The 2,401-nt window shown below is 28.6% G+C and carries 3 protein-coding genes; 2 read left to right on the plus strand and 1 reads right to left on the minus strand.

Annotation, left to right across the window (positions count from 1 at the left end):
- Positions 1-668: glycosyltransferase family 2 protein (locus ACRC28_RS00750; RefSeq protein ID WP_438541545.1), on the minus strand; the 668-nt coding region annotated here is incomplete at its 3' end.
- A gap of 154 nt (positions 669-822) precedes the next feature.
- On the opposite strand from ACRC28_RS00750, the gene ACRC28_RS00755 reads away from it, so the two are divergent.
- Both ACRC28_RS00755 and ACRC28_RS00760 read left to right on the plus strand, forming a co-directional pair.
- On the plus strand, positions 823-1,590 hold the full coding sequence (locus ACRC28_RS00755; RefSeq protein ID WP_438541543.1) for an SDR family NAD(P)-dependent oxidoreductase: 768 nt from the start codon (positions 823-825) through the stop codon (positions 1,588-1,590).
- Between the two features lie 12 nt (positions 1,591-1,602).
- Positions 1,603-2,401, plus strand: a 799-nt coding sequence (locus tag ACRC28_RS00760; protein ID WP_438541544.1) for a Cof-type HAD-IIB family hydrolase, incomplete at its 3' end; no start/stop codon positions are given.

The raw sequence follows: 2,401 nt of genomic DNA on the forward strand, positions 1-2,401 counted from the left end.
GTCATAAGCTTTAATGGCTTTGATGAAAATGAAATTATACCATCACTAGCAAATTTTATCATTTTAGATAAAGGATATTTTGTTTCACCAGCAAATCTTTCATCTCTAGTGTACTCAATATAAGTTTGATTAAATCCAATCCAACTAATCATTCCTCTAATAAATCTGTTTTGTTCAGGCATTGATTTAAATGCTTCAACAACTGACTTATCTATAAGTCTAAAGTCACCAGTATCTTTAGGAATATCAATGTCAGACATTTTACCTAAAAATTTATAGAAATATTTTGCAGTAACCAGTTTAAACTTGCTTTCACCTTTTCTTTTGCCTCTTTTTCCATAAACAACTTGAAAGCCTTCTCTCCACTTTTCAAGCATTTGAGGAATTAGCTCAGGTGGGTCTTGTAAGTCTGCATCAATTATAACAACTGCATCACCTGAACAGTTGAAAAGTCCAGCTGTTACTGCGACTTGATGCCCAAAGTTTCTTGCAAAATTTATTATTTTAACTTTAGAATCGTTTGAAGCAGCAGATTTTAAGATATCTAATGTTTTATCTGTACTTCCATCATTTATAAAGATAAGTTCATAATCAATATTTTCTATAGAATCCATAACAGTTTTTAATCTGTTATAACATTCTTGTGCAACAAGTTCTTCAAAATACATAGGAACTACTACACTTACTAAATTTTTATTCAAAAAATCACCTCATAGTAAATTAATAATTATTATATCCAATTTAAACCAAATCATATAATATTATATCATAAAAGAAAAAATATTATATAATTATTCTAACTAACTTATAGGAGTTTTATTTATGGAAAAAGAATTATATACGTTAATAACTGGAGGAACAAAAGGTATTGGATATGAGCTAGCAAAATTATTTGCAGATGATGGAAAAAATTTGTTCTTAGTTTCAAGAAATGAGGAAGAATTAGAAAAAGTAAGTAAAGAGTTAAGAAAAAAGAAGGTAAATATTTTATATAAAGCATTAAATTTAGCAAAAGAAAATGAACTTGAAGAATTACTGTTAGAATTAGATAAATTAGAGATAGAAAATATAGTTAATAATGCAGGAGTAGGGAGCTTTGGATATTTTGAAGAAGTGGAGGAGAAAAAGGATGTAGTATTATTGGATTTAAACATAAAAGCACCAACTATTATTATGAAAAGATTGCTTCCTAAGATGAAGAAGAGAGGAGCTGGAGGAATATTAAATGTAGCTTCAACAGCTGCTTTTGTAGGTGGACCTAAGATGAGCGCATATTATTCATCTAAAGCTTATATTCTAACATTAACAGAGGCTTTATTTGAAGAGTGCATAGAAAGTAATATAAAAGTGAGTTGCCTATGCCCAGGACCAGTAAAAACAGGATTTCAAAAAGAGGCTGGCATAGTAAAATCAGAAAAAGCTAAGAAATACTTAATGGAAGCTAGTTATGTAGCTAAAGTAGGATATAATAGTTTTAAAAAAGGAAAGGTAATTATAGTACCAGGATTTAAAAATAAGATTATGGTTTTAGGGACAAAGTTTTTACCAAGGTGTATAATAAGAAAAATAATATTCAAAACAAATAGCTAGGGGGAATTGTAGATGGGGATTTTTAGTGGAATAATGTTAGTTTCAGATATGGATGGAACTATTATAAATAAAGAGAAAAAAATATCAGATGAGGATAGAAAAGCAATAGAATATTTTAAAGAAAATGGAGGGCTTTTTACTGTTGCAACAGGAAGAATGTTACCTTCAGCAAGTAGATATGCAATTGATTTAAAATTAAGTTTACCTGTAATTCTTTATAATGGATGCAAAATTTATGACTATGCAACAGAAAGTGTTTTAAATGAATATACTTTAGAAGAACATAGAAAAGAGATAATAAGAAAGCTTATGGAAGTTGAAGGAATAGGACTTGAAGTATATTCAGAAGAGAATATCTATGTATTTAAAGAATGTCATTTAACAAAGAGATTTTCAAAGCTTGGATATAATGTTATTTTTGGTTCAGAAGGTGAGATTTGGGATAAAAAGTGGACTAAAATATTAATAGTTGGAGAAGGGGATATTTTAGATAAATTTGAAGAAGATTTTTCAATGTATGATATAGAAAAACCTTTAAGAAGTGCTATAAAATATCTTGAAATAGTTCCTAACTCTGCATCAAAAGGACAAGCATTAAAAGAATTAATAGAATTAAAAAAGCTACAAGATTATAAAGTGGTAGCAGTAGGTGACAATATGAATGATGAAGCTTTACTAGAGGCGGCAAACTACGGATTTGCAGTTAAAAATGCTAATCCAAGATTATTAGAAAAAGCAAAGTATATAGCACCATCAAACAATGAAAATCCTTTAGCATATATAGTGAGTTGGATAGAAAAAGAGTTGGTTT

Origin of the sequence: Clostridium sp. (genome assembly GCF_051650885.1) — a bacterium.
Lineage (GTDB): Bacteria > Bacillota > Clostridia > Clostridiales > Clostridiaceae > Clostridium.

What these genes read in the sequence shown, in the direction of transcription:
- ACRC28_RS00755 (WP_438541543.1), top strand. Translation starts at nt 823, where the DNA reads ATGGAAAAAGAATTATATACGTTAATAACTGGAGGAACAAAAGGTATT.